Annotated in this window: 21 protein-coding genes; 13 read left to right on the plus strand and 8 right to left on the minus strand. The window is 36.4% G+C overall.

Annotated elements, in window-relative coordinates:
- Positions 1-9: 9 nt before the first annotated feature.
- A complete protein-coding gene (locus tag COE25_RS06280; protein ID WP_088088584.1) occupies positions 10-552 on the plus strand; it encodes an NADPH-dependent FMN reductase in 543 nt (180 codons plus the stop codon).
- Between the two features lie 165 nt (positions 553-717).
- On the plus strand, positions 718-2079 hold the full coding sequence (locus COE25_RS06285) for an aspartate kinase (RefSeq protein WP_088088583.1): 1362 nt from the start codon (positions 718-720) through the stop codon (positions 2077-2079).
- A 44-nt stretch (positions 2080-2123) separates the two neighbouring features.
- Here COE25_RS06285 and COE25_RS06290 read toward each other — a convergent pair whose 3' ends face one another.
- Complete coding sequence (locus COE25_RS06290; protein WP_098931874.1) at positions 2124-2702, minus strand: DUF2238 domain-containing protein; 579 nt, start codon at positions 2700-2702, stop codon at positions 2124-2126.
- A 13-nt stretch (positions 2703-2715) separates the two neighbouring features.
- Complete coding sequence (locus COE25_RS06295; RefSeq protein ID WP_098931876.1) at positions 2716-3282, minus strand: DUF2238 domain-containing protein; 567 nt, start codon at positions 3280-3282, stop codon at positions 2716-2718.
- Positions 3283-3473: 191 nt separating this feature from the next.
- Here COE25_RS06295 and COE25_RS06300 point away from each other — a divergent pair, with 191 nt between their 5' ends.
- Complete coding sequence (locus tag COE25_RS06300; RefSeq protein WP_088090513.1) at positions 3474-4091, plus strand: GntR family transcriptional regulator; 618 nt, start codon at positions 3474-3476, stop codon at positions 4089-4091.
- Between the two features lie 57 nt (positions 4092-4148).
- Here COE25_RS06300 and COE25_RS06305 read toward each other — a convergent pair whose 3' ends face one another.
- Together COE25_RS06305 and COE25_RS06310 are read right to left on the minus strand one after the other, a co-directional pair.
- Positions 4149-5705: an ABC transporter permease/substrate-binding protein gene (locus tag COE25_RS06305; protein WP_088088580.1), complete on the minus strand. Its 1557-nt coding sequence runs from the start codon at positions 5703-5705 to the stop codon at positions 4149-4151.
- Complete coding sequence (locus tag COE25_RS06310; RefSeq protein WP_088088579.1) at positions 5705-6829, minus strand: ABC transporter ATP-binding protein; 1125 nt, start codon at positions 6827-6829, stop codon at positions 5705-5707. The genes COE25_RS06305 and COE25_RS06310 overlap by 1 nt, the downstream gene beginning before the upstream one ends.
- A 168-nt stretch (positions 6830-6997) precedes the next feature.
- Between COE25_RS06310 and COE25_RS06315 the strand changes: the two genes are divergently transcribed.
- From COE25_RS06315 to COE25_RS06340, 6 genes are all read left to right on the plus strand, one after another.
- Positions 6998-7669 (plus strand): response regulator transcription factor, encoded by a 672-nt coding sequence (locus COE25_RS06315; RefSeq protein WP_098931878.1) that lies wholly within the window; start codon positions 6998-7000, stop codon positions 7667-7669.
- 3 nt (positions 7670-7672) lie between these two features.
- The gene (locus COE25_RS06320; RefSeq protein ID WP_180247423.1) at positions 7673-9058 is read left to right on the plus strand and encodes a HAMP domain-containing sensor histidine kinase; all 1386 of its coding nucleotides are present in this window, start codon (positions 7673-7675) and stop codon (positions 9056-9058) included.
- 72 nt (positions 9059-9130) lie between these two features.
- On the plus strand, positions 9131-10216 hold the full coding sequence (locus COE25_RS06325; RefSeq protein WP_180247424.1) for an ABC transporter permease: 1086 nt from the start codon (positions 9131-9133) through the stop codon (positions 10214-10216).
- 2 nt (positions 10217-10218) lie between these two features.
- Positions 10219-10911 (plus strand): ABC transporter ATP-binding protein, encoded by a 693-nt coding sequence (locus COE25_RS06330; RefSeq protein WP_098931882.1) that lies wholly within the window; start codon positions 10219-10221, stop codon positions 10909-10911.
- Between the two features lie 135 nt (positions 10912-11046).
- On the plus strand, positions 11047-11730 hold the full coding sequence (locus COE25_RS06335) for a M50 family metallopeptidase (protein WP_098931884.1): 684 nt from the start codon (positions 11047-11049) through the stop codon (positions 11728-11730).
- An 80-nt stretch (positions 11731-11810) separates the two neighbouring features.
- Positions 11811-12296: a nitroreductase family protein gene (locus COE25_RS06340; RefSeq protein ID WP_098931886.1), complete on the plus strand. Its 486-nt coding sequence runs from the start codon at positions 11811-11813 to the stop codon at positions 12294-12296.
- A 50-nt stretch (positions 12297-12346) separates the two neighbouring features.
- Here COE25_RS06340 and COE25_RS06345 read toward each other — a convergent pair whose 3' ends face one another.
- Positions 12347-13318, minus strand: coding sequence for an NAD(P)H-dependent flavin oxidoreductase (locus COE25_RS06345; protein WP_180247427.1), 972 nt, complete (start codon positions 13316-13318; stop codon positions 12347-12349).
- Positions 13319-13527: 209 nt separating this feature from the next.
- Between COE25_RS06345 and COE25_RS06350 the strand changes: the two genes are divergently transcribed.
- Complete coding sequence (locus tag COE25_RS06350; protein WP_088088572.1) at positions 13528-14772, plus strand: DHH family phosphoesterase; 1245 nt, start codon at positions 13528-13530, stop codon at positions 14770-14772.
- Between the two features lie 293 nt (positions 14773-15065).
- Positions 15066-16055, plus strand: coding sequence for an acyltransferase family protein (locus COE25_RS06355; protein WP_257208700.1), 990 nt, complete (start codon positions 15066-15068; stop codon positions 16053-16055).
- 92 nt (positions 16056-16147) lie between these two features.
- Here COE25_RS06355 and COE25_RS06360 read toward each other — a convergent pair whose 3' ends face one another.
- A complete protein-coding gene (locus COE25_RS06360; protein WP_098931893.1) occupies positions 16148-16669 on the minus strand; it encodes a MerR family transcriptional regulator in 522 nt (173 codons plus the stop codon).
- A 103-nt stretch (positions 16670-16772) separates the two neighbouring features.
- The gene (locus COE25_RS06365; RefSeq protein WP_098931896.1) at positions 16773-17831 is read right to left on the minus strand and encodes a MerR family transcriptional regulator; all 1059 of its coding nucleotides are present in this window, start codon (positions 17829-17831) and stop codon (positions 16773-16775) included.
- Between the two features lie 234 nt (positions 17832-18065).
- Between COE25_RS06365 and COE25_RS06370 the strand changes: the two genes are divergently transcribed.
- Positions 18066-18902: a DMT family transporter gene (locus tag COE25_RS06370; protein WP_098931898.1), complete on the plus strand. Its 837-nt coding sequence runs from the start codon at positions 18066-18068 to the stop codon at positions 18900-18902.
- Positions 18903-18983: 81 nt separating this feature from the next.
- Here COE25_RS06370 and COE25_RS06375 read toward each other — a convergent pair whose 3' ends face one another.
- Positions 18984-19772 carry an HAD family hydrolase gene (locus COE25_RS06375; RefSeq protein WP_098931900.1) on the minus strand — a complete coding sequence of 263 codons (789 nt, stop codon included), beginning with the start codon at positions 19770-19772 and terminating at the stop codon, positions 18984-18986.
- A 260-nt stretch (positions 19773-20032) separates the two neighbouring features.
- On the opposite strand from COE25_RS06375, the gene COE25_RS06380 reads away from it, so the two are divergent.
- Positions 20033-20767, plus strand: coding sequence for a polysaccharide deacetylase family protein (locus tag COE25_RS06380; RefSeq protein ID WP_098931902.1), 735 nt, complete (start codon positions 20033-20035; stop codon positions 20765-20767).
- The last annotated feature ends 37 nt before the right edge of the window (positions 20768-20804 follow it).

Here is a 20804-nt window from a genome sequence, read left to right on the forward strand (position 1 = left end):
TTTATTTTTATGAAAATCGTAGCAATCGTTGGCAGTAATAGAAAGCAATCTATTAATAAAAAGCTGGTAGAATTACTGAAGGAACGTTATCTCGAAAAAGTTGAAATTGAGATATTACCGATCGAAGGCCTTCCAATGTACAACCAGGATGATGAGTTAACACCAGCAGAAGTTGTGATTCATATCAAAAAAATAGTGGCAGCAAGTGATGGTGTATTAATTGCCACTCCAGAATATAATCATGCCATTCCTGCATTTTTGAAAAATGCACTTGATTGGTTTTCGCGAGTGGATAAAGTAATGATGAAAAAACCAGTAATGATTGTTGGCGCCACACCAGGTGTTCTTGGAACGGTAAGAGCACAGGTTAATCTTAGACAAATATTAGCTGCTATGGGAGCATTAACGCTTCCTGGAAATGAAGTATTTATCAATGCTGTCCATGAAAAAGTGGATGAAGCCGGGAAATTAACACATGAACCTACACTTGGATTCCTAGATACTGTGATGAATAACTTTATCGATTGGGTGGAAAAAACAAAACATTTGTAAACGAACATCTAAAACAGTGGATTTCGAGCGGAAATCTACTGTTTTTTTTAATCTCATTGTCCACTGGTGGTGTACAAATGTCTTTGTGTAAAAGAAATAACTTGATTATTTTCTGAATATCGTTAAAATTAAAATTATATTTTTAGATATTAGGGAGATGTAGGGATGAAGGTCGTAAAGTTTGGCGGGTCCTCGTTAGCATCCGGAAAACAAATTGAGAAGGTATTTAAGATAGTTGTTTCAGATTCCGAGCGCAAGGTAGTTGTAGTATCTGCGCCAGGAAAAAGGTTTTCGGAAGATAACAAGGTGACTGATTTATTAATTGAATGTGGAGAGTTATGTTTGCAAAATAAAAATCCAAGGGAAAAATTTGATGCAGTCATCGATAGATATTCCACTATCGCCGAAGAATTATCCCTACCTTTAGAAATTATTAACGAAATTCATGACGATTTAACAAAGAGGTTGAGTAGCGACAAAACAAAACCGGATCGGTTTCTGGATTTATTAAAAGCGAGCGGTGAGGATAATCACGCCAAATTGGTAGCGGCTTATTTCCAGGAGCAGGGGGTTGAGGCCTATTATGTTGACCCTAAAGAAGCCGGTCTCCTCGTCAGTGATGAGCCTGGCAATGCTCAAGCACTACCAGAAGCCTATAGTCAGTTATATTCGCTGCACGAGCGTTCTGGGATTTTAATTTTCCCTGGATTCTTTGGATATAGCAAACAAGGAGAGGTTTTTACCTTTTCGCGAAGTGGGTCCGATATAACTGGTTCAATCCTTGCAAATGCACTGAAAGCAGACTTATATGAGAACTTTACGGATGTAGATGCTGTTTATTCTGTGAACCCTTCGATCGTAAGAAAGCCGAAGGAAATAAAGGAACTGACCTACCGTGAAATGCGCGAACTTTCATATGCAGGATTTACCGTCTTACATGATGAAGCACTTGTTCCAGCATTCAGAGCGGGAATACCTGTTCAAATCAAAAATACAAACAATCCAAGTGCAGCAGGAACGAGGATTGTTTATGAGCGAGACAATACGAATGGGCCTGTTATTGGAATTGCAAGTGATCAAGGTTTTTGTAGTATATATGTAAGCAAATACTTAATGAATAGAGAGGTAGGTTTTGGCCGCAAGCTTTTAAGTATCTTAGAGGACTTCGGACTATCCTATGAACATACGCCTTCTGGAATTGATGATGTTTCTGTTATCCTCCGTGAAAATCAAATGGATGCAGAAACAGAAAAGGCGATTAAAGAACGGATTGAAACTGAATTACATGCCGATCAAGTGAAATTTGAACATAGCCTAGCTCTCATTATGGTTGTCGGAGAGGGCATGCGCCATAATGTAGGAACAATGGCAAGAGCCTCCAAAGCATTGGCGAAAGCTCGTATTAATATCGAAATGATTAACCAAGGTTCATCTGAGGTGAGCATGATGTTTGGGGTTAAAGTAGTAGATGAAAAAAGAGCGGTTCAAGCACTTTATGAGGAATTTTTTGTCGCAGTAACGGTTTAATTTTAAGCATAGTAAAAAGGTACGTCAAAAACGAGTACCTTTTTCTATCGCTCCTTTTTTAACTTAATCCTTGTTCGAATCCCAGCCCACATTGCAATAACCAGTCCGCCAATTGTATCAGCAATTAAATCCGTCATCGTATCTTTATTTCCGCCGCCTTGTAAGGTCATATCAAAAAATTGGTCAGAGCTAAATTCATAAATTTCCCATAGTACTCCACCGAGTGCTGCAAAGGATAACGTAAATAAAAATACAAACCACGGCGATATCTTATCTCCCGCATTTCGATGGACCAATCTTTCATATAAAGCAATTCCAGAAAAAGCAAGGATGGCTCCACTAACCACATGCATAAAGGTGTCCCACCAACCGAGTCCATACCAGCCTAATATGGAACCGAGATATTGTGAACCGACTAAGAAAATTAAATAAGAAATGACAATGGGCAAATTGAATTGGAGTTTAGTAAATAAGGCCAATAATAACGGGACTGCTCCACAAACAATTCCTCCAATGGCAACTGTTCCTTTAAAGGTTACATCGTTTGAAAAGTAGTAGACGGCTAATGCTGCCATAAAAATGACATAGATTAAACTGAAAATGATGACAAGCTTTCGATTCATAAATTTCCTCCTCTCATACTTTAGGCTTTCGCACAAAGGCGTAAAAGGAGACTAGGAGTCCCCCCGCAAATCCACAGAGTAAGTCATACATTGTATCTTTATTTCCGCCTCTTTGCATGGTGTGAGTAAACGTTTGATCCCCCACAAACTCATAGATCTCCCAAAGTGCACTTGCTAGGACTGAGAGTGAAAGAACAAAAAGAAATAAAATCCATCTTGAAGCATCATTCCGCACATCTTTCGGGATGAATAATTTAAATAAAGTTATACCAACAAAAGCTACATACATACCCTTTAAAATATGAATGGTAGAGTCCCACCATTTATAATGAAGGTAAAGACTCGCGATCGATCCTAAAAATAATGTACAGAAAATAAACATATAATAGCCGATTATAATTGGGAGGTTAAATGGATTCTTTTTCTTAAATATTAGTAGGAGGGGCAATCCACTCACAAGAATGCCGCCAAGTGCTACTTGCCATCTCGAGGAATCCCCTTTAATAAGGTAATAAACAAATAAGGCAGACATTAATAGAATAAAAACAACACTTAAAAGGATAATTACTTTCCGTTTCAAATACTTCACCCCAGTAAACAAGATTCCTTACAATTATGTCCAATAAATACAAATGAAATCATGGAAAGTTAAACTGAGTGGAAATGAAATATTTGTTCTCGCATATACACATGGAAAAGAGTATATTTGATAAGTAGCAATTACTATAATTATGTACAGACTCAGGTAAAGAATAGATGGCGGAGGAAGCTATGCAAAAGGCACAAATACCAACTTACGAGCGAATTGCGATAGATTTAGCAAATAGAATCTACGATGGGAAATTTAAGGTAGGGGAAAAGATTCATGGCAGATCCACGTTAGCAAGTGAGTACAAGGTTTCTCCTGAAACTGTTAGAAGAGCGATTAAGATTCTAGAGGATGTCGAGATTGTCCAATCCACTAAAGGTAGTGGAATCGTCATATCTTCTCGGGAAAATGCCTATAAATATATTCAACGGTTTTCCAACATCGCAAGTATTAAAGATCTTGAAAAGCAAATGAACTCACTGATTTCTGAAAGAGACAAGCTGGATGAGCAGCTGTTTGACACGCTTAGAAAAATCATGGACTACTCTGGAAAGCTTCGTCACACGAACCCATTGGCGCCAATCGAGGTAGAAGTTTTTCCAGGCTGTATTCATATAGGACAAACTATTTCGGAATTGAAGTTTTGGCAAAATACCGGGGGAACCGTGATTGGCATGAAACGGAAAGGTGAATTAATTATCTCACCGGGACCTTATGCGGTAATTCTTGAAGGGGATGTCCTGCTTATCATAGGTGCTGAAGAAACTCATGACCGGGTGCTACACTTTATGGAAGAGTAAAAAGGGTATGAAATATGCGGAAAAGCCGGTTTCGAAGACCGGCTTTTCCTTTTGTAATTATTCTAATAATCCTTCTGTTTCCAAAAATTCTTTTGCGACTTTGGCAGGTGACTGTTTGAGACTGTCGACCTTATAGTTGAGTTCGCGCATTTTTTCATCCGTCAACTTACCAGATAAAGAATTAATAACTTTTCTTAATTCTGGATGTTCTTTTAATGTTTCTTCTTTTAACATAGGTACGGCATAGTAAGGAGGGAAGAAGTTTTTATCATCCTCTAATACCTTCAATTTAAACTCTTCAAGTAACCCGTCCGTCGAAAAGGCATCGATGACATCACTTTTATGGTTGTTTAATGCAGTATAGCGTAACCCGCCGTCAATGGCTTTTACGTCTTTAAATTTCAAATTATACTTTTGGGAAAGTCCGATTAATCCGTCCTCGCGATTTGGAAATTCGATCGTCGGACCCATGGTTAATTCCGAGCTTACCTTTGCTAAATCAGAAATCGTCTTTAAACCATATTTTTTTGCGGTGTCTTGACGAATTGCTAAGGCATAGGTGTTATTAAATCCAAGCGGTTTTAACAATTCAAAACCATATTTTTGCTTAAATTCCTTCTGGACAATATCGTAGACGATGTCCGGATCACTCTGTGGCTTCTTCTTTAAGATATTAATTAATCCTGTCCCCGTATATTCAACATACATGTCAATGTCCCCATTTTTAAGGGCACTGAAGGCAACCTGACTACCACCAAGATTTAGTTTTCTTTCTACTTGAATATCAGTCTTATTTTCTATTAAATCAGCGAGCATATTACCTAATATCATTTGTTCGCTGAAATTTTTTGAACCAATTACAATTTTATCCTTTGCGTTTGCCTTTGAATAAGCAGTAAAAGTCCCTGCAATGATTAACAAAATACAGGCCATACTAATCATTATTTTTTTAGTGGTTTTACCAGTCTTTTTTGCTGATCTTTGCTTGCTTGTATAAGAAAGTGAGGATTCGAGTTTTCCGACAATAAAATCAATGAGAAGTGCAAGAATACAGGCTGGAATAGCTCCGGCCAAAATCATATAATTGTCAACTGTTTGCACACCAGAAAATACGAGATACCCAAGTCCGCCTGCACCGATGAAGGCTGCAATGGTCATTAATCCAACAGCGGTAACCGCTGAAATTCTGATACCCGCCATAATCATCGGGAAGGCTAGTGGTAACTGAACCTTTCTCATCGTTTGACTCTTGGTCAGACCGATACCTCTGGCGGCTTCCAGAATGTCTCCATCAATATTCGTTAAACCAGTGTAAGTGTTTTTAACGATGGGAAGCAGCGAATATAGAACGACCATGATAATCGCTGGGGTACTGCCGATTCCAACGAATGGGATGAGAAATCCAAGTAATGCCAAACTCGGTACAGCTTGAATCACATTCGTAGTTCCAATAATAGGTTTTGAGAGCTTTGGTTCTCTTGAAATTAATATACCGAGCGGAATCCCAATTATAATCGCTACTAATACAGAAATCACACTTAAGTAAAGATGCTGGCCAAGTAAACTTAAAATCTGCTCATAGTTTGTGGTTAAATAGTTCCAAAATCCACTCATTAAAAGGCCACCTCCAAATCAATTAGTTGGCTGCTTAATGCAGATAGAATACTACTCCTTGTAATGAGACCAATTAATTGGTTATGACTATTCACAACAGGTACATAACCGATTTTATGTTCATTCATTGTAGCTAACACAGAAATTAAATTGGCACCCTGTGAAACGGAAAGAACATTTTGTTCCATAATCATTTCAATCGACGTCGTTCGATTTAACAACTGGATGCTTTTTAATGTCACTAAACCCTTAAGGACATTATGTTTGTCAGTAACTATTAGGCTGTCAACCTTATGGTCCTTCATAATCTCAATGGCCTGAAGTACGGTTCGCCTTGCGGTAATTTTTACTGGGTTAGGAATCATAATATCCTCGGCCATTAATAATTCAGGATTATTCCAAACTCTTCTTTTTCCAATAAATTCTTCAACAAAGTCATTAGCAGGATTTTTAAGAATGTTTTCAGGCGTATCATATTGGAGAATATCACCATCTTTTAGAATGCAAATCTTATCTGCTATTTTAATAGCTTCGTCCATATCGTGGGTGACGAAAATAATCGTCTTGTTTAATTCCTTTTGCATCTGGAAGAGTTCATCTTGAAGGGAGCTTCTTGTAACTGGATCTAAGGCGCTAAATGGTTCATCCATTAAAATGATATCGGAGTTTGTTGAGAAGGCTCTTGCCACGCCAATTCTTTGCTGTTGTCCCCCGCTCAATTCCTTCGGAAAACGATGTAAGAACTCCTTAGGGTCTAAGCCGACCAACTCTAGCAATTCACCTGTTTTTTGGGCAATCGCAGTGGGATCTTCACCCTTTAGCTTTGGAATCAATTCTAAATTTTCCTTAATGGACATATGTGGAAATAAACCAGTATTTTGAATGACATAGCCAATGTTTCTGCGGAGCTCAATCGGATTTATGGTCGAGATGTCCGTCCCATTTACATAAATTTTTCCTGAAGTTGGCTGAATCAATTTATTAATCATTTTCAGTAAAGTGGTTTTCCCACAGCCACTTGGTCCGATAAAAACAACTAACTGTCCAGCCTCAATTTCTAATGAAAAAGGATTAATAATTGTTTTTGTTCGATACTTCTTAACAATGTTTTTAAATTCTATCAATTCCATTCCCCCCTAAAATTAATATGTCTTGTGTTAATGCAACAACTTAATGTTAACATAAAAGTTGTTGGTTTGTCTAATTACCTAATCGGTTATTCTTTCCAAAACAATATCCTTTAAGTAGAATAAGGTGAAGAAAATATGTTTAAAAAGTGAGTAGGTGTTAGTTTGAAGACTATTTTAATTGTTGATGATGATGTGTTCATCCGCAATCTTGTTAAAGATTTGCTAATGAGAGAAGGATTTAAAGTAATTGCATCGGAAAATGGGTTGACGGCACTTGAGGTATTAAATAATCAGTTTTGTGATTTAGCGATAGTGGATATTATGATGCCTGTCATGGACGGCTACCATTTAACCACTGAAATTCGGAAACAGTATGATATTCCGATCATCTTACTAACAGCCAAAAGTCAAATTGAAGACAAAGAAAAGGGATTTGAATCAGGAACTGATGATTATTTAATTAAACCGTTTGAACCAAAAGAGTTGATTTTCAGGGTGAATGCATTATTAAGAAGATATGGGAAAACGGGTGAAGCCAATATTAAGATTGGGTCCTTGTACATAAACAAAAAAAGCTATGAGGTAAAAATCAATAACAAGACCTTCATTCTTCCATTAAAGGAATTTGAACTTTTAACTTTTCTATCTACACATCCAAACCAAGTATTTAGCCGTGGTCATCTAATTGAAAAAATTTGGGGTCTTGATTTTGAAGGTGATGAAAGAACGGTAGACGTCCATATAAAACGATTGCGCGAAAGATTTTCGAATTTCACCGAGGAATTTGCCATCAAAACGATTAGAGGGGTAGGTTATTCCCTGGAGGTTCAATAAATAATGATTATAAAATCTTTGTATAGTAAATTCGCCTTCATTACGATTATGATCATGGTCGTCAGCGGGATTATTTCATTTTTTCTGTCCAATGCTTATTACCAAATCAAATTGAAACAGCAAAATGACGAGAAAATCATGAATTTTGCTAATGAAATAGCAGGCTTTGCAAGTAAGCACCCTTTGATTAGTTTACAGGATTATCTTGACCATATCGGGGCAATCGGTTACCAAATTCTTTTGGTTAATAATGAAGGGGATAAGGAGTATTTTGGCTCTTCCTTTCGAGAAAAGAATTTACCTGAGGGAATTCCTGAAAAAGTATTGCATGGCGAGGTATACCATGGGATTCGTTCTTTTCCTCATAAAACCTTTGTAACTGGCTTTTTTGCAAATGAATTAAAGAATACAGTCGGTATTGCTTTTGAGTATAAAAGTAAAAAATATGCCATGTTCATCAGGCCAGATATTAAGCTTATGTTTAATGAGATGCATATTCTTTTCGGATGGATGCTAATCATATCTATTTTATTAAGCATTCTATTTGTTCTAATTAGTACCAAATATTTAGTCAATCCGATTAGAAAGCTTAATAAGGCAACAAGAGAAATTGCAGAAGGCAATTTTTCAATTAAACTGGATATTGACCGAAGCGATGAGTTAGGAAATTTAGCGATCAGTTTTACTAGGATGTCCCAGAAATTAGCCAAAGTAGATACGTTACGAAAAGAACTAATGACTAATATTTCTCATGATATCCAATCACCACTAGCCAATATAAAAGGCTATCTCGCTTTATTGGAGAATAGTGAAAAAAGTGATCAAGAGAAACAACAATATCTTCGTGTTGTTCATTCCGAAGTAAATCGACTATCCAGTTTGACCAAACAATTGATGCTTTTATCCACGATTGAAAGTAAAAAAGATTTAATGGAAGTTAGCTCGGTTAATATCGCAGAACAACTCAAAGCCGTTATTCATCAATATGAATGGAGTATTCTAGATAAAGAAATTATGCTGAGTTATTCTCTTACGGATGCCGCGGTTAAAGGGGATCGAGCTTTACTTTATTCTGTTTGGGAAAATCTGTTGACAAATGCGATTAAGTATAATCAAGAAAACGGTACAATTGATATAAAATTGTCTGAATTGGAGTTAGAAGTTGTAATAGTTATTAAAGATTCTGGCGTGGGCTTAAATCAGCAGGAAATTGAAAGGATATTTGACCGTTTTTACCGCGCGGATGCCTCTAGAGCACGTTCAGTTGAAGGGACGGGGTTAGGTTTGTCCATCGTCAAGTCCATCGTTGATATGCATCAAGGGAAAATAGATTTAACTAGTGAAAAAGGGAAAGGAACTACTTTTACCATCATCCTCCCTAAATTGTAAAATGAAGTTCATCATCCGTTCATATTCAAACAGTATTCTGTTTATGAAATGAAAGGGAAGGTGAATTTTTTTATGTACTTTGTACCAATTAAGGAAATGACATTTTTTAAAGTAAGATATTTATTAATCAGCTTTATCTTATTTTTTGTTGCGATTCTTGTCTTCGTCATCAGTGGGCTTGCGAATGGGTTGTCAATGAATAACGCTTCTTCGATCATTTATATGCCAGCAGACTCCTTTTATCTGCAAGAAAGTGCTGAGGGACGAATTGACCGGTCCCATTTAACAATAGATATAGAGAAATTGACAGCAACAAGTGACCTACAGCCAATTGGTGTTCAAATGGGAGCCATTTCTAAAATTAACTCCGAGGATAAACTAGATATTACTTTTATGGCAATAAAACCAGGCAGCTTTTTAGAGCCGGATGGAAGGGACGGAAAGAGTTTAGAAACGGGCGGGGAAAATTCTGTCTTACTAGACCACTCGCTATCTGGAACTATTAAGATAGGAACAATCGTAAAAGATGCACGGAGCGGCATCATCTTAAAAGTTGTAGGATTTCTTGAAGATCAAACCTTTAGCCATACACCAGTTGCGCTTATTTCCCTTGATACATGGAAGGAAATCTCTGGCGGCTTAGATAAAACTGAATTTAACGGTATTGCAATAAATAAAGCTAATTCAAGTTTGAAAGAGGATGTTTCTAGGATAGTTAAAAATGGGGAATGGGTTGAAAAGGAACAGGTGGTTAAAGGTATACCTGGGTATACAGCTGAACAAAATTCGCTGTACATGATGCTTTCGTTTTTAATTGTAATCGCAGTTTTTGTTTTAGCCGCATTCTTTTATATAATGACCATTCAAAAAACGGCCCAATTTGGCATCCTAAAAGCCATTGGTGCAAAATCAAGTCAATTGGTCAAATCGACTATCTTTCAGGTCATTATATTAACCATTGTTAGTATCGTAGGAGCTGTTGCCTTTACAAAGGGTTTTATGGAGCTTCTTCCGGATGAGATACCGTTTATTTTTGATTTGGTACAGATTGCTAAATTCTCAGGAATATTATTCCTTGTATCGATTTTCGGTTCATTATTATCTATTTTTAATATAGTGAAGGCAGATCCAATACAAGCAATGGGGAGGTTAGAATAACCATGGTAATCGAACCTTTAGTTCTAGAACATGTGGAAAAATCATTTAAAGATGGCGATAAGGAAAATCACATCGTGAGAAACTTATCATTTCGTTTGAAGATGGGCGAGGTCGTTGCCATTATTGGACCTTCCGGATCTGGAAAGTCAACGTTTTTATCAATTGCCGGTGCCTTACAGTCTCCTGATAAAGGAAAGGTAATCGTAAATGGGACCAATATAGCCTCCTTCAGTGACACAGAAAAAGCAAATATAAGGTTGAATCATCTAGGCTATATTTTTCAAACTTCAAATTTAGTTCCTTATTTGAAGGTGGAAGATCAGTTAAGCCTTGTGTTAAAAATGGCCAATCAATGGACGAATGAAAGCAAAAGGAAAATAAACGAAGTATTAATGGCAGTCGGCATGGAACATCGTACCAAGTTTTATCCACACCAATTGTCAGGCGGGGAAAAACAAAGGGTGGCAATTGCCAGAGCATTTATTAATGATCCTGAAATCATTTTAGCTGATGAACCAACAGCGAGTTTGGATTCCAGTCGGAGCATGGCTATTATCGAACTCATTTCAAAAATCGTAAAGGAACAAAATAAATCAGCCATTATTGTCACTCATGATGAACAGATTCTCACGTTATGTGATCGGATTTATCGAATGAAGGATGGACAACTAGTTGAAGTTGAAAAAAGAGGTTAATTGAAGCAGCTAGCAATCTAAGTGATTGCTAGTTTTTTTAATTGAGCCCTCCAGAGTTGAAATTTGTAATAGTGATAATAAAACGTGATAAAATGAAGTTAGCAAATCATTTAAAAAAAGAGGAGAATTTATATTTTGAGCTTTGTTCGAGACAAATTCAGTGCGAAGTTTTTCCTTTTCCTCGTGTTTGCTTTTCTGTTGATACACGTCCCATTGCTAGGAAACTATGTCAAAGTCATTAATACCCTTATACATGAATCAGGTCATGCTTTGATTGCTCTATTTGGGGGTAATGTAGAAAGAATATCTTTATTTATGAATTCCGAAGGGGCTACATATAGTCATCAGTCTTCTTGGTTGGGAAGCTTCATTACCAGCCTTAGTGGGTATACTTTTGCCTCCTTTATGGCATTTGTCTCATTTTTACTAATTGGAAAGAAAAAGCAGATTGTGTTGATTGATATATTGCTAGGTTTTATCGGTTTGAATCTTATTTTTTGGGTAAGGAATCCTTACGGGTTGTTTTGGTTATGCTCATTTGCCGTTGCATTTCTGTTTTTACTCATAAAAGGGAGTCAAAACTTTAGAGATAATTTATTACTTTTGATTGCGTCGATCTTATTAGTGGATTCCGTACAAAGTGCTTATGAAATATTATTTATCAGTATATTTCAACCTCAATCAGCAGGGGATGCTGCAAATCTTGCGCGGATCACAGGTTTTATTCCTGCTCCTATTTGGGGGATTTTCTTCTTTGTTCAATCATTATGGTTTTGCTATTACGGCTTAAAACGTGGATATTATAAACTGGGGAATTAAAACTTTTACGTACAAAAAATTGGGAGAGACATAAGTTATTACGATGGGTTTCGATATGAATATAAAAGGGGAGTTATTGATTGAATATTATTGATTTAATTAAAACTCGGCGCAACATAAAAAAATTCAAACCTGATGAAATTGACAAAAATTTACTTCACTCATGGCTAGAGGCTGCTGCCATGGCACCAAATCACCGCATGACAGAACCATGGGAGATTTACTTTCTTGGAACAGAGACAAGAGAAAAGTTAAATCATAAAACAAATTTTGGAAACGCATCGATCGTATTGATGATTTTATCAAAGCACGGGGCGACATCCGTAGAAACAGTGGAAAATGCGCTGGCAACTGCGTGCTTTATCCAAAATTTTAATTTAGCAGCATGGGCAGAAGGGGTTGGGACCTTTTGGTCATCGATTGGCATTACGCCCAAAAACAGGGCAATTCTTGGTGTTCAGGATGGCTATGATATTATAGGCGTTCTGGGAGTAGGCTATCCTGATGTAATCCCAGAGCCAAAGCCACGTACACCGATTCAGAACAAATTCAGAAATTTACCATAACAGGAACAGGGAAGAGCCAACCGTATTTACGGTTGGCTCTTTTAAATAAGCTAGATAGCCTGATTGTATTCTAATGTAAGATTATCAATGATTGTTTGAACGGGAAGAATATCTTTGATTTCTCCAACTCTAGCCCCTGCAAAAACAAGGCCATTTTCAGCATCACCATTCAAGGATACCAAAAGAGAATCCATGGTGCAAAAGCGGTAAGAACAATTCTTTAAGCAATCAATGCATTTAGCGATTTTTAGCTTATCTGTTCCACTAATTAATTTTGCAAAATTATTATTAATGGCTCTTCCGTGAAGACCAACGGTTGTTTTTACCAAAACCAAATCTTCTTTACCTGCATCAACATATTTTTGTTTAAAAGCTAATGGAGCATCACATTCCTCGCTGGCTACAAAGCGTGTTCCCATTTGTACACCAGACGCACCCATTGCAAGAGCTTTTGCAATATCGCCGCCAGTCATGATTCCTCCTGCCGCAATAACGGGGATGGAAACCGCTTCAACGATTTCTGGGAGGATATCAAACATTGGGCGGTCTGTTCCAAGATGTCCTCCTGCTTCAAAGCCTTCAACGACAACTGCTGCTGCTCCCAGTCGTTCGGAGATCCTTGCTAATTTAGCAGTCGAGACTATAGAGATAACAGGAATCCCTGCTTCTCTTCCCCATGCGTACATATCTCGTGAGATTCCAGCTCCAGAAATAATAAAGTCAACTTTTTCTTCTAGAGCTGCTTTCATTTTTTCAGCAAAGTCATTCATCGCGAATAGAACATTTACACCAATATATCCAGCATCTTTGATCAGACTTTTAGCTTTCCTTATATGTGTTCTCATTTCATCAGTTGAGATCCCTGTTCCAGAAATAATCCCAATCCCGCCTGCATTTGCGACAGCTGAAGCCAATTTGCTAAGAGAAATACCGACACCCATTCCGCCTTGCATGATTGGAACCTGAGGTCTCATATGGCCTATTTTAAGTTGTGGAAAGTTCAAATTATAACCCCGTTTCATTGTTTGTATTAGAAACTTCCCATGCATCATACCATGTCATTTTTAATATGTCTGTGATTACTATCACCAGGTCATAATGGTAGGTGGTATTATTTTCTATATGATAAAATAGAGGTTAGTGTTAAATCATAACTAGGTTAATTTGCATAAAAAATTTGCTGAAACCAAACGATACGTTATGAAGCGAAAAATGGATGGTGGTAGATAGGATGATTATTTTTACGGATATTGATCTTGATGGTCTTGGTTGTGGACTTATTGCGAAACTAGCATTTGCAGACAAGGCCAATATATTTTACTGTTCTTATCGAAATTTAAATCAAAGAGTGGAAGCAGTTATTAAAAACCCTGAGAATAATAATGTGGAAATCTACATTACTGATTTGGCTGTAAATGAGCAGGTCGAGAAAAAACTCGAGGAGCGGTTCCAAAAGGGAAAACCAGTTCAAATGATCGATCATCATGTGACTGCTTTGCATTTTAATCAATACAAATGGGGGAGCGTAATTCCTGAGTATGAGACGGGAAAAAAGTCTTGTGCAACTTCTTTATTTTATGATTACCTAATTGAACACAAAATGATGGAACGAAATAAAGCACTTGAAGAATTTATCGAATTAGTACGTCAATATGACACTTGGGAGTGGGCTGAAAATAATAATTTAACAGCCAAACGATTAAATGATTTGTTCTATATTATGAGTCGTGAACTGTTTGAGGAGGAAATGTTAAAAAGGTTGTCTGAAAATAAAGATTCATTTACATTAACCGACACGGAACATATGCTGCTTGATATCGAGGAACAAAAAATCCATCGTTACATCCATTCGAAAAGTAGACAACTGGTGCAAACTTTTATTGATGATTACTGTGTTGGGATTGTTCATGCCGAACAATATTTATCAGAGCTAGGAAATGAATTAAATAATTTATATCCTCATTTGGATATGATTGTCCTACTGAATATGGGTGGAAAGAAGATGGGATTTCGAACCATTCATGATGAAATAAATGTAGCCGAATATGCAAAAAAGTACGGAGGTGGAGGGCATCCGAAAGCCTCTGGATCGGAAATGACAAGGGAAGCGTTTGAAAAGTTTGTAATAAATGTTTTTGAAATGATTCCACTTAAACCAGATGCAGATCGGAATGAATTTAATGTTAAGGATTCACAGGTTGGAACATCCTATCAGAACCCGCTTGGAGAAAGTTCATATATCATTCCATGTGGAGATGGCTATTTTTCTATAGTACATAACAAGAAGAAATTGGAGCAGTCTTTCTCTGTATTCGCGGATGCAGAACGGTATTTAAAAAGAAATTATTCTTCTTGGCTTCGAAGCGACCATGAATATCTTTATCACGTTTCAAAAGCTCTTCGGATCTCACAAGATGAATTAAGAGGGAATTATCAGGAAATCATCAGGAACCATCTTGTAGATATTACTTTATGAATTAGTAAAAGCCATTCCTTAACGAAAAAAGGAGTGGCTTTTGTGTTTTTTTCATAACCTTCCGATTTAAGGGGTAATTAAGATTGAAGTGGTAATTTAATTGTAGGTATATGAGATTATTATTTCGAAATCGTAATAACCATGCAACAAAAAGTCAATTTATTTATATATTCCTGTAATGTTCTTTTGTTATGATTGTTTAACGACAAAGAGAATTGGTCGTGGGAATTACATGGTAAGGGTTTGAATAAATATTAATATACCTTTTTGATTGAATTAACCTATGGGGTGATATGATGGCTTCAACTTCAAAAAGGAGTAAATATTTTGATAATGCAAAATTTATATTGATTTTTCTCGTCGTTTTTGGGCATCTGATAAGTCCATTAAAGGAACATGATGGGATCCTTTTCACTTTATATACAGTTATTTTTCTATTCCATATGCCCGCTTTTATCCTAATCTCTGGATACTTCGCGAAAGGTTATAAAAAGAAAGGCTACTTTATAAAGTCTATTAAGAAGATATTACTTCCTTATTTTATTTTTCAGATGATTTATTCCATTTATTATTATTTAAATGGGCAGGAAAAAAATATAGAATTTGATTTTTTACATCCTCATTGGTCGCTTTGGTTTTTGATGAGTTTGTTTTTTTGGAATTTACTTCTATATCTCTTTGCAAGGTTAAGATGGAGTGGCTTTTTTATTGCCATTGTCTTGGGAATTGCGATTGGTTTTGTTGATCACGCGGGTAGTTTTTTAAGCCTATCAAGAACATTTGTATTTTTCCCCTATTTCCTTTTGGGGTTTTTACTAAATGGTGATCAGTTAAAGAAAGTAATTCGAGCCAGATATTCACTTCCAGTTGGTATAATAATTATTATCGGGACTTATATTTTCTTTGGGTTCAGTTTCCCTCAAGATGCTGTGCCATGGCTTCTGGGCGATACATCATATGCAAATATGGGGGAAAAAGAGATGGCCGATGGGCTGTTGCGAGGACTTCAATATGGGCTGACATTAATAGTTGTATTTGGGTTTTTAGCATTAATACCTTCCAATCAATTTAAAGTAACGAAAATTGGTGAAAGAACTTTATATGTCTATTTGCTTCATGGATTTATTATTAAATCGCTCCAGGAGATTCTTCCAAATAAAAGTATCATCTCCATTTCAGGAAATTATCTTTTACTTTGCGTTCTTTCCTTTATGATCTGTATCGTTCTAGGAAGTTATTTAATTAAAAAATATACTCAACCGCTTGTCGAATTTAAAGTTTAAATGAATGGTAGTGAGTTGTGAATGAAAGCCGAACTAGCTTGACCAGTTCGGCTATTTTTTGTGCATTAAAATTAGAAATAAATTCATACAAACTAAAACCCAAACAATGAGCTGACAATATTTTTCTTTTTTCTTTTTACTTTACTGTGATCAAATACAAGTGGTTCTTCCATTTGCGAGGTCATTTTTAGTTCGTTCATTTGTTTTTGAAGTTGCTCTACCTGCTGCGATAAATCTTTTACAAGATGTTGCAAATCCTCTAGTTCACGGCGATGCTGAAGGAGTTGATAGGAAGCAACCGAATCTGCTTTTGAATTTATATTACTTTCCAATTCACTGACTTTTGAATATAACTTTTCTAGTGCTTGATTGTCATTTACCGCTTTAACAGCACCTTTTCGAGGATTTTTTTTCTCTTTTAATGGGACTATTTCTTGGATTAGTGTCCCGTTTTGGAGCTGTTCGTGTATTTTTTTTAATAGTTCTATATCCTCGCTGCTAAAATGGTAATGACCACGCTCATTTCTTTCCATTGGAAGTTCAAGCTGTTTTACCCAGCGCTGAATAGTACTTGTAGATACTCCTAATAATTTTGCTACTTCACTTGTATTCAATTCGAATCCCTCCATTGATAAAATAAACCGCAATCCACGAGTGACGAAATTATTTTTTTTTGTCTTTAAAAGGGAGTCGTTCTAATCGAAGAAAACTTTCGTATTAAGTCCAGAATTTCCACCATTTCTTTTCTTTTGTAGCTGCCACATGTCTATAACTGTTAAGCATTTGTTGAAAGGCTAATTCTCTTTGCGAAATTTCATGTCGGTACTGATTACGCTCTTCAAGGAAGAATTCACGTTCTTTTGACATTGCCTCTGTTAGACTTGAGATTTCGTTATTAGTAACATCCACATAGTGGGATAGTTCTTCGGAAGTTTCCGACAACTGCTTGGAAAGTGTATAAATTTCTTGAGAAGTCTCTATAGAAACGTTAGCAATGTTGTTGGAGAGGTACTGTAATGAGTCAGCTGATAGTTCAGAGGCTTTTTCAAGTGTCTCTGATAACTCCTGAATCTCAGCTCTTGTGTTAGCGGATGATTTATATATCGAGTTAGATAATGATTTAACTGTGGTATAGGTTCCATTCCTTATTTCCTTTTTTACTTCATCTAGTACTTCTCTTCGAACAACCGTCCGGATTTCATCTTTTACGTCGCTTAAGAAATTTTGCTTGTACGTATCCATTGCCTCGAAAAACTGATGTGCATCTATAGCGTCTTGTATGGTTATCGGTTTGGCTGTGTCAGAAATGACCTCTAATGAGACCATAGGTGATTCTTTCATATCCAGATTTTCAATGGCCTTGAGTGAAACAGCGAGTGATTCTGGGACATCCTGATTTTCAATGACCTCTTGGGAAACTGCGAATGATTCTGAGACATTCTGATTTTCAATGAACGCTTGTGAAACTGCGAAGGATTCTGAGACATCCGGATTTTCAATGAACGCTTGTGAAACTTCGGAGGATTGGGGTACATCTTCACTTTCAGGGTGAAGTTTTTTTTGCATCCATTCCCTGATTGTTTCCTTACTTAACTTTTTTTCATATAGTTGTTTAATTTCAATTAGCTGGTCAATCTCCCTATCTGTACATATTCTTGCCCCTTGCTTTGAACGAGGAATTTCTAGTAAATCAACTAAATCCTTTTCCCAATGTCGTATGGTGCCTGGTGTTGTATTTATTTTTTTTGCTACTTCTTTTAAGGTATAGGTCTTCATATAAAAATCATTCCTTTCTATTTATCTCGGAAATAATTCATCTTTGTGTTAGTAATTCACCATTCGGTAGCACATTTTCCTGCTAGATGACAAAAGCTATCAAAACAAGACGGAAAGAATGAAATAACAACAATATTTTGCAAATTGAGCATCTATTACAAAAAAATGATTGAGCAGAGTAGAAATGAGGTTTAATATATGGAGTGGAACTGATGTAGAAAGAAGGATATCAACATGTGGATTGCAGCGGCCTTTGTTACTATGGTTTGTTTTGGGACTAATAATACTATTTTCAAGTGGAGCACGGAGAAGAAAGTGTCGAAAGTACATATTCAGTTCTTCTTCTATTTTGTAGCATTCCTATTAACTTTGGGATTTGCTTTTGTAAACGGGACAGTCCACTTGAATCTTATCACCATTTTACTTGGAGCTTTTATTGGAATATTAAATGCAAACGGTAATATCCAAATGTCAAAGGCCTTTGAAAAGGGCCCTGCTAGTTTGACATCGCCATTAGTAGGAACAAATACAATATTTCCAATCGTATGTGCTGGCGTTCTTTTTCATGAACATATCACAGTGATTCAATGGGTAGGAATCATAATTATGCTTGGCTCAGCCATGGCCATACAGTATTCATCTGGTAATAATAGAGAAATAAATTATTTCCCTTGGATGATTCGCGTTGGACTTGCGATATTTTCTTTTGGTTTACTAGGGGTTTTAATGAAAACTACTTCCTATCTGCAAATAAATTCATTAGATATCCTCATTGCCATGTATGGCGGAGGGAGTGTCTATTTAGCTATTTGCAGTATCTTGAAAAAAGAAAAGTGGCAGAGGTCAGAAGCCAATGTGGGATCCATTGTTGGACTAATTAGCATTTTAGGATATAGCAGTTATTTCTATGCCCTTAATTCTGGAATGGCAAGTATCGTGTTTCCAATTGTAAGTTTAAATTGTCTAGTAGTGGTTCTCGCTGGGTTTTTACTATTTAAAGAAAAATTAAAAAGATATCAAGTGATCGGTGTATGCACTGCTCTACTTGGGATAATTTTCACAAAGATATAAAGCGCAAAAAAGTGCAGAGTGTTTCAAGTTAAATTGAAATGCTCTGCACTTTTTATTTGGCACCATGATTTATCACCTATCTCAATTCACCAACCCAAGCATTTTCAACCCATTATAAATTCCAGAATCAGTAACCTTGGTGGTTCTATGCTTTGCGTATTTAAAAAGGTCTGGATAGCCGTTACCCATGGCAAAGCTTTCGCCCACGTTTTGAAGCATTTCCTTATCATTCATTCCATCTCCAAATGCAATCGAACTTTCCTTATTGATGCCTAGCCGCTTCAAAACTGCTTGAACTCCATAGCCTTTGTTCACTCTGTCCCTGATTACATCATAGCAATGACGCATTCCCTCGACATTGACTTGGGATAAATGGATTCCCTCTTCATTATTGTAAAGGACAGGGTCATCTTTTTTTAGATTGACTAGTGTCATCCCTAAGATCGAACTATTGACTGAAGGAGAATAAGGTTCATTTTTATGTAAGTGGAATTTGTGCATAAAATCCGTTGTGATCCCAGAATCCACATTGGTAAAAACGTTCTTATTATTCGTATACAGGACCACTTCATGCTGGTTATCCTTAGCAATCTCTAAGAAATTCATAACTGTAGAGCTCTTCATAGGCTCTTGGAATATATCTTCACCGTTATAAATGGCATATGCACCGTTATAACCAATGAATGAGTGAATATTTAACTCTTTTGCGAGTTCATCTAATTCATGTAGTGGCCTTCCTGTAGCTAAGAAAACTTCCAAGCCCTGAGCCTGAACCTGTGAAATGGCCTTTTTTGTTGAATCTTCAATCGTACCATCTGGTCTCAGTAATGTTCCATCGATATCCAAAAATAAAACTTTATAATTGGTCATGAATGTAGCTCCTTCTTTGTAGAATGTTGTTTTTAGTCTACCACTTTTAGTTAAAGGAAGTCACATTAAATAGAATCGTTTAATCAATTAATAGCGACAGTAATTCCTTTAGGGGATAATTAGTTTCATGGCGTTATTGAAATTCGATTGGATTTTCAATAAACGGAAAACGGTGCCGTCCGCAGCTTTTTTAATGAAATATTATTTTGGAGGAATAATAGGGGGGAGATAAATATAAAACGCAAAAAGTGAGGAATTTTATGAAAAAGATTTTATTACTATTCTTATCTCTTCTCATTTTAGGTCTTCCCAAAAGCGTCTATGCTAAGCAAAAGATTCCTATATTAATTTATCATTCCATCGATCAATTTAACGGTATTGGATCCAAGGAGTTATATGTAACTCCAGAAAATTTTGAGAAACAAATGGCATATTTAAGAGACCATAGTTATACCTTATTAACTTTCGAGCGTTGGAAGGATATTAAAACTGTTCAAAGGCCAATCTTTATCACCTTTGATGATGGTTACAAAAATAATCTTAATGCCTATTCGATTTTTCAAAAACTCACAACAGAAAGTTTTCATCCAGCCGGTACCTTTTTTGTGATTTCTGATTTCGTAGGAAGGGCAAACCGCTTATCTATACCAGATTTAAAAATGTTAGCAGATTCAGGATTAATATCTATTCAGTCACATACAGCTACACATCCAGATTTAATCAAAGAGGAAAACTTAAAATATGAACTAAAAGAATCGAAAGAAAAAATTCAGCAAATAACAGGTAAAGCTGTTATTGCTCTAGCGTACCCCTATGGGAATACGAATGAACATGTGGTGGCGGAAGCGAAAAAGTATTATCGGTATGGACTGACTACAACGCCAGGCCCATTTTCAATGACAGGCTTTAAAAACGAGCTTTACTATTTACCTCGAATGTATATAAAATATTCAACTACACTCGATGATTTTGAAAAAGCAGTGAAGGTAGATTAATATAAAAAACGATTACTTACTGAGGTAATCGTTTTTT

The sequence above is a fragment of the Bacillus sp. AFS031507 genome, assembly GCF_002584635.1.
Taxonomy (GTDB): Bacteria; Bacillota; Bacilli; order Bacillales; family Cytobacillaceae; genus Neobacillus.